The organism is Pseudenterobacter timonensis (genome assembly GCF_900021175.1).
In the GTDB taxonomy this organism is placed as follows: Bacteria; Pseudomonadota; Gammaproteobacteria; order Enterobacterales; family Enterobacteriaceae; genus Enterobacter; species Enterobacter timonensis.
The window spans coordinates 1-6,357 of sequence record NZ_FCOP01000005.1 but is presented as its reverse complement, the minus strand read 5'-3'; the positions used below and the strand labels follow the sequence as shown (position 1 = coordinate 6,357).

Annotated in this window: 9 protein-coding genes and 1 pseudogene; 1 reads left to right on the top strand and 9 read right to left on the bottom strand. The window is 50.1% G+C overall.

The window, feature by feature from the left end; translation table 11 throughout:
* From BN3796_RS21135 to BN3796_RS01000, 3 genes and pseudogenes are all read right to left on the bottom strand, one after another.
* On the bottom strand, positions 1–54 hold a 54-nt coding region (locus BN3796_RS21135; RefSeq protein ID WP_350360915.1), incomplete at its 3' end, for an MbeB family mobilization protein.
* 7 nt (positions 55–61) lie between these two features.
* Positions 62–742 (bottom strand): annotated as a pseudogene (mbeA, locus tag BN3796_RS01005) (plasmid mobilization relaxase MbeA); the annotation flags it as partial.
* Positions 732–1,055, bottom strand: a complete 324-nt coding sequence (locus tag BN3796_RS01000) for a MobC family plasmid mobilization relaxosome protein (protein ID WP_001445156.1) — start codon at positions 1,053–1,055, stop codon at positions 732–734. The gene BN3796_RS01000 and the pseudogene mbeA, both read right to left, overlap by 11 nt.
* Before the next feature lie 643 nt (positions 1,056–1,698).
* Between BN3796_RS01000 and BN3796_RS20830 the strand changes: the two genes are divergently transcribed.
* The gene (locus BN3796_RS20830) at positions 1,699–1,809 is read left to right on the top strand and encodes a hypothetical protein (RefSeq protein ID WP_048246078.1); all 111 of its coding nucleotides are present in this window, start codon (positions 1,699–1,701) and stop codon (positions 1,807–1,809) included.
* A gap of 254 nt (positions 1,810–2,063) precedes the next feature.
* Here the strand turns inward: BN3796_RS20830 and BN3796_RS20630 are convergent, their stop codons facing one another.
* From BN3796_RS20630 to BN3796_RS00965, 6 genes are all read right to left on the bottom strand, one after another.
* A complete protein-coding gene (locus BN3796_RS20630; protein WP_065707752.1) occupies positions 2,064–2,525 on the bottom strand; it encodes a hypothetical protein in 462 nt (153 codons plus the stop codon).
* 82 nt (positions 2,526–2,607) lie between these two features.
* Positions 2,608–3,198, bottom strand: coding sequence for a tetratricopeptide repeat protein (locus tag BN3796_RS00985; RefSeq protein ID WP_023343079.1), 591 nt, complete (start codon positions 3,196–3,198; stop codon positions 2,608–2,610).
* Positions 3,199–3,202: 4 nt separating this feature from the next.
* Positions 3,203–3,739 carry a hypothetical protein gene (locus tag BN3796_RS19745; RefSeq protein WP_023343080.1) on the bottom strand — a complete coding sequence of 179 codons (537 nt, stop codon included), beginning with the start codon at positions 3,737–3,739 and terminating at the stop codon, positions 3,203–3,205.
* Positions 3,740–4,401: 662 nt separating this feature from the next.
* On the bottom strand, positions 4,402–5,316 hold the full coding sequence (gene lpxO, locus BN3796_RS00975; RefSeq protein ID WP_023343074.1) for a lipid A hydroxylase LpxO: 915 nt from the start codon (positions 5,314–5,316) through the stop codon (positions 4,402–4,404).
* A 270-nt stretch (positions 5,317–5,586) separates the two neighbouring features.
* Positions 5,587–5,802, bottom strand: coding sequence for an MbeD family mobilization/exclusion protein (locus BN3796_RS00970; protein WP_023343075.1), 216 nt, complete (start codon positions 5,800–5,802; stop codon positions 5,587–5,589).
* A 3-nt stretch (positions 5,803–5,805) separates the two neighbouring features.
* Positions 5,806–6,291, bottom strand: a complete 486-nt coding sequence (locus BN3796_RS00965; protein ID WP_023343076.1) for an MbeB family mobilization protein — start codon at positions 6,289–6,291, stop codon at positions 5,806–5,808.
* Between the last annotated feature and the right edge of the window lie 66 nt (positions 6,292–6,357).

The following is a 6,357-nucleotide window of genomic DNA, read 5'->3' as shown; positions in this document are numbered from 1 at the left end:
CTGCGCTTTCGATTTCTGCTCTAAGTCCTTCGCCAGCGTTAAAAGACTGTTCATAGATGGCTCCCTTCAGTCGGATGTTTCGCCCCCCGTCCGGGTCGGCAATGCTGATGCTGCTTTTTGTGGTGCGTACCACCTCAAAACCTGCGCTTTCCAGCGCCTCAGTGACGTCCTGGCGGGTTTTCAGCTCCCCGGACGAGGCCAAGGCCAGTAAACCCCGTGTAATTGCCTGAGCGGCTTCCTGCTTCGTTTCCGGCAGCGCGGACGGCGTGACCAGCGCCCGCCGGTTTTCAGGCGCGTTCGGGTCATGCAGCCCCAGCCTGCCGTTCACGATGGTCTGCCAGGCATCAATGCGCGGACGGTCGGCGCGGTCGTAATACGGCTGGAGACGCTTGCCAGTCAGCAGCTCCGTGTTCGGGATCAGGAAGTTCAGCTCCAGCCGCCCCTTATCCTGGTGCTCAACCCACAGCACGCTGTACTGGTCTTTGTCGAGTCCGGGCATCAGAACCCGTTCAAAGCTCGCCATCAGCTTTTCGCGCTGCCCGGGCGGTAAATCCTTTTCGGCAAAGGACAGGACGCCGGATGTGTACTTTTTTGCGTAGGGTGAGGCGTCGATAAGCTCCCTGACTTCTTCCGGCTTCCCCTGCAGAACGGTGGCGCCCTCGCGCTGTCGGTCTTTCCCCAGCAGATAATCCACCGGACCGGCGCCACCGCCGCGCCCTCGCGGGTGAAACTTAACGATCATCGTCTGCACCCTTTTCCAGCACGGCATGCCGCAGCCGCTCGAGTCCGGCATCTATGGCCATCAGCGCGGCGACGACCTGCACGCGGTCGTGCCCGCTGCCACCACCGGCGTTAACCTGCCGGGCAATCTGGTTAAGGTTGTTCCCCATGCCGGCAAGCTGACGAAGCAGCGCCGGCGAGATCGAGGGAAGCTTGCCGGCGCGGGCGGGTTTCTCGTCCAGGCACGTCTGGCGCATCCAGGCTGCAAGCTGTTTACCGTCGCAGCGCTCCAGCAGACGCCGGTGCTCATCCTCGGTCACCCACATCGTGAGCATTTTGCTGCGTTTGTCTGCCAATCCGGCCTCCTGATAACGCCGGGACGGGCGGGAAATCTTTTCCCGGTCGGCGCGGTGTTGGACAAGCCGCAGGCGCGTCAGTGGTTTTAGCGGGTTTCGGGGCGCAGCCCTGAACCAGTCACGTAGCGCTAGCGGAGTGTATACTGGCTTAATATGGTAAATCGAAGTGGGAATTCAGGGAAGTGCTTCATGTGGCAGGTAAAAAATGCGTCTGTGGGGCGTAAGTGCGAAATGCTGGGGACGATGAAATGACGCCTCCTCGCTCACTCGGTCGCTACGCTCCTGCCGTGAGACTGCGGCGGGCGTTACCGGCTCACGAATGGCGGGATAAAGAGATGGCGCTCAAATCAGGAAGGGCTGGGAAAAGGATGCGGCGTTGCCGTTTTTCCATAGGCTCCGCCCCCCTGACAAGCATCACGAAATATGACGCTCAAATCAGTGGCGGCGAAACCCGACAGGACTATAAAGATCCCAGGCGTTTCCCCCTGGTAGCTCCCTCGTGCGCTCTCCTGTTCCTGCCTTTCGGTTTACCGGTGTCATTCCGCTGTTATGTGGCCGCGTTTGTCTCATTCCACGCCTGACACTCAGTTCCGGGTAGGCAGTTCGCTCCAAGCTGGACTGTATGCACGACCCCCCCGTTCAGTCCGACTACCACGCCCATTCCGGTAACTATCAACTTGAGTCCAACCCGGAAAGACACGACAAAATCGCCATTGGCGGTAGCCACTGGTAAGCAGGATGTGCGAGAGATGTATCGAGAGTTCTTGAAGTGGTGGCCGGACTACGGCTACACTGGAAGGACAGATTTGGTGACACGTCTCGCACAAGACTGTTACCACGGTTCAGAAGTTCCCCAACTTACTGAACCTTCGAAAAACCACCTCCCCAGGTGGTTTTTTCGTTTTCAGAGCAAGAGATTACGCGCAGAGCAAAACGATCTCAAGAAGATCATTTTACAAATTGGATAATATCCCTCCGCCCCTAACACTAATATAAAATTATCGGGCTTGCATGCCCCTCACCATTTTCCCCATATCCACCACCAAACAATAGTTCGTCGAGTTCTTTGCTAGCTTGATCAATACACGCAGCCACATGAATAGCAGAAGGGTACTCATCATACTGAAAATTATCGCTTTTTTCAGGAGGGAGTCGATCATAATACGGATGACAATCCACATAATAATGACGTATTAGCATCCCAGTTTTATCTTCGTACTCTGATGGCTGCAACGTACTCCCTGGGAAAGCTTTTGCAACATGTATAGCAGCTTGAAAGGTATCAAAATATCGCCCAAACATTGGCGTTTCAAAGCTAGGCGACTCTGTCGAAAAATCCCCCATAACTTGCGCCAAATAACCATTATCTATCTGCCATTGAACATCTGATCCCATAGCCCACTCTCCCAGAGTTACTCCTAATAAATAACCATAATATGTATTTACCATAACGCTTCATGTTATGAATCAGCAGCAGCCAGCTCCGCAAGCCTCTTACACGTAGGCGTAAAAAAACCCGCACAGGGCGGGTTTAGGGATAGTGCATGGTTCTGGCACGATAAAACCAATCCTGCGCAGCAACATCATCTTGCTCGACCCCCCATCCATTTTTATACATCTCACCAAGAGATGCCTGAGCTCCTGCATGATCTTGCTCAGCGGCCAGAATAAACCAATGGAAAGCCTGCCTATCACTTTGCTCAACGCCCATACCGAGATGGTACATCCAGCCAAGTTTAAATTGGGCACTACTGTGGTCTTGCTTCGCAGCACAGAGAAACCATTCGACTGCTAACGCATCATTTCTTAAATCAGAGAAAGCATACAGCCTTCCAAGCTGAAACTGAGCCTCTGCATGACCTTGCTCAGCAGCTTTCTGATACCATTCCGAAGCTTTTTGAGCATCTTTATATCCACCTAACCCCAGATGATATGCCCAACCAAGACTAAACTGGGCATCATCATGGCCTTGCTCAGCTGCAAGCTGAAACCAGTATATAGCCTGCTTATAATCCTGATGCACACCAAGACCGCATGAGAATATCTTACCCAGATGAAATCTAGCCTGGCTATCTCCAGCAGTAGCTAGTGCTAACCAGCGCTCAACAGAGAGTGACGGCATAAGGTCATCCCTTAATTGTGATCTGAATATCATCCTCATTCACACCAAAATATAAAGCCAACCCTGCTTTAGCCTCTTTTAGATTTATCGGCCTAACTCTGTTGCTATCCTCCTCATACTCATCATATTCATCCCCGCCTTTTATCGTATTCAAGACTAAGGAATCCTCTTTAGGTAGGGGTTGGAAATCCACTTTGGAGATATCAATTCCCATGTCTTCAAGTTTTCTATAGGAGACTGGATTACGATTGCCGTCCCACTGCCCAGGGATATCAATTTCAGCATAGGAATCAATATTTATGATCCAGCGCTTAGGGTTTTCATGGGCTCGACTTACTCCGGATATTTTCCCGATCATAAATGCATGATGATGCTTAGCCTCCTGACTACCCCAGTCTTTTTTCGAATTTTGGACGCAAACCAGGTACGGAAGCTTAGCTACGTGAGTAGCATCAAGTCTCCAAGCCTGGCTTCCTCCACTATTTAAAATCTCAGTAATACCCCTGGCCGTAAGAACAGTAATGCAGTCAGTATCAAGCATAGATATCTCCATTTTTGTTTTAAAAAAGGCAAGTCACCGCGTAATGACAATCTTTTTAGCATCAAAAACGGAAGAGCTCAACATAAAACCACAAGATATATACAAATAACTATCCGAAGTACTACGACGATTACTCCTGAGGCTGCAAAAAAACCAGTAAAACACTACTCGACTTCGGCCGGAGGGCTTTTTCTCTCTGGACTCAGTCTGAGTGACAACATGATGTGTGAAGTAAGAACCCGCCACACCGCCGCATTTAACATAAGAGTTCTTGGCCGCACCCCCTGAGAGCCCCTCAGCGCGTTTCTGCGGCCTGAGGGCCGTTTCCGGCACCTTTCCCCGGCCCAAACCCTGAAAAACGCCCCTGATAATTTCTGCGCGGCTGCATGGCTATGCACAAGAGTGAATGGCGGCCGGTTTCGTGAAGGAAATACCGTGAAAGCTCCGAAAGAAACGCTTAATTGCACAGCAGCACATGAACGTGATCAGATGAAATCTGTCTACTGCCGCACTTCTTCACGAAAGGCCCGCTGAGCGTCAGATTCGGGCCTTTCTTACTAAAAAGATTTCAATAGAATTTTTTAGCAGGCGATTTTTATCTATAACCATACATTGAGCATAGAAGACCCAAATTTATGTATGACTCAATAGAAAAAAACAAATCACAGCCATCTAAACACTGAGACAGCAAGCCAAACAAAAATCAAAGAAATAACTCCATTTTTAATCAAATAATATAGTTTTCGATTCCTTTTTTTTAGCTTCTGACCTGCATCACGAATAGCATTAACATATTTAAATAAATGATTTATAGCACCAGTCCTGTCATTATTATCGTTGGGTGATGCTGCCGCTGACATTAGCACCCCACCTATCCACCTATTTATTTTTTGTGACCACCGCCACTTCATCGGCCTTTCTATATCACAGAACAAAATAATACGTGTCTGCTCGGTATCATTCTGAGCCCAGTGAACAAAAGTTTCGTCAAAAATTATCACTTCACCATCATGCCAACTGCGGCGTACACCATCAACTTCAATAAAACACCGTTCATCATTTGGTGTTGATAATCCTAAATGATAACGAACTGAACCGGCATAAGGGTCACGATGCTTTCCTAAATGGCTTCCTGAAGGCAATTCAGCAAACATCGCTGCTTTAATACAGGGAATAGAGCTAACCAGTTGGGTTGTTACTGGGCAAAGCCGCTCCGCTGATGGATGAGCATCTCCATACCACTTGAGGTAAAAGCGCTTCCAACCGCGCTTAAAAAATGTATTAAATCCTGCATCATTATTTTTTTCAGATGATTTAATGTGCCCTTGCAAATTAACAGCTTCGTCTCTTATAACCTGCCAGTTATCAATTAATGGTTGAAGTTCAGGAAATGTTTCTGGGGGAAACCATGCCTGCTTTGACGGCAGCTTCGAAAAGCCTGTCATAAACATATTTATCGGAGCCATAAATGTTGAATGATCAAATAACTGCCTGGAAAACTTTTGTTTTATTTTACCGCGAGAATGCGCATACAATACACTGATAAGAAAAACAAAAATAATAATAAGTGACAGCATGTGTATATTCCTTGTTCACGCCAATAATAAAAATCTCTTAAAGATAACATAATGAATGCACTTAAATTATAATCTAAATGCTATTTATCAATAGTATAATCGAAGCTTCACCAGAACATATCTACTACACAGGCAGAGAGGATTTCAGCAGGAATTATGCTGAAATGAATCAAAGGGACGGACCGTGATATACCCGCTGTCGCTGTGATCGTTCGAGCTCCAGCGCTTTCTGATGCCGCGCCTCCCGCACCTGCTGCAGCTCGACGGCATTCAGCCGCTCGACAACCGGCGCAGCTGATCGCTCAAACTCTGCACCTGCCTGCTCAAGCCCGTGACGCGCTCGCTCAGCGCCGCGTTCTCCCGTTGCATAAGACCAGACATCGTCCGCCATTCCGCGAAGGCGCTCTCCCACTCGTCCAGCCTTTTCGAGTAGTCCTGCTGTAGCTGCTCTAATGCGCTCAGCAACTGTTTTTCCAGCTCTGTCATGTGCTATTTCCCCGCCAGTATCATCCAGCTCGAATCCTCTCCGAACCGTCCCGCTTCCGGGTTCACCCTCACGCAGCGGCGTCTCTGCTCGCCGCAGGTCGAGAGCTGCACGCCGCTGTTCCGCTCGGACAGCATCGCCTGCGTGCTCTTCTGCTCCCGGATGCTCACGTAATTGTCGAGTATCTGCTGACTCTGCCACCACAGAATGGCCGCGTTCGAGGCGATCAGCAGCACGGAGACCAGGACGATGGTCAGCCACGTCTGGCTGACCATGCGCAGCATCCCTTTCGTACGCTGGCTCATGGCTGAGGACAGCTTCCGGTCGTGGTCGAGGATGGCGGCGCTGATTCTCTTCTCGCTTTCGCTCAGTTCCGCTCTGACAGACTTCTCGTGCTCGCTGAATGCGGCTTTCAGCATCTCGCCGGTACTCTGCTGCTGCGCTTTCGATTTCTGCTCTAAGTCCTTCGCCAGCGTTAAAAGACTGTTCATAGATGGCTCCCTTCAGTCGGATGTTTCGCCCCCCGTCCGGGTCGGCAATGCTGATGCTGCTTTTTG

Coding starts and splice junctions, on each gene's coding strand:
- BN3796_RS01000 (WP_001445156.1), bottom strand. CDS start 1,055: ATGCTCACGATGTGGGTGACCGAGGATGAGCACCGGCGTCTGCTGGAG.
- BN3796_RS20830 (WP_048246078.1), top strand. CDS start 1,699: ATGCACGACCCCCCCGTTCAGTCCGACTACCACGCCCATTCCGGTAAC.
- BN3796_RS20630 (WP_065707752.1), bottom strand. CDS start 2,525: ATGGTAAATACATATTATGGTTATTTATTAGGAGTAACTCTGGGAGAG.
- BN3796_RS00985 (WP_023343079.1), bottom strand. CDS start 3,198: ATGCCGTCACTCTCTGTTGAGCGCTGGTTAGCACTAGCTACTGCTGGA.
- BN3796_RS19745 (WP_023343080.1), bottom strand. CDS start 3,739: ATGCTTGATACTGACTGCATTACTGTTCTTACGGCCAGGGGTATTACT.
- lpxO (WP_023343074.1), bottom strand. CDS start 5,316: ATGCTGTCACTTATTATTATTTTTGTTTTTCTTATCAGTGTATTGTAT.
- BN3796_RS00970 (WP_023343075.1), bottom strand. CDS start 5,802: ATGACAGAGCTGGAAAAACAGTTGCTGAGCGCATTAGAGCAGCTACAG.
- BN3796_RS00965 (WP_023343076.1), bottom strand. CDS start 6,291: ATGAACAGTCTTTTAACGCTGGCGAAGGACTTAGAGCAGAAATCGAAA.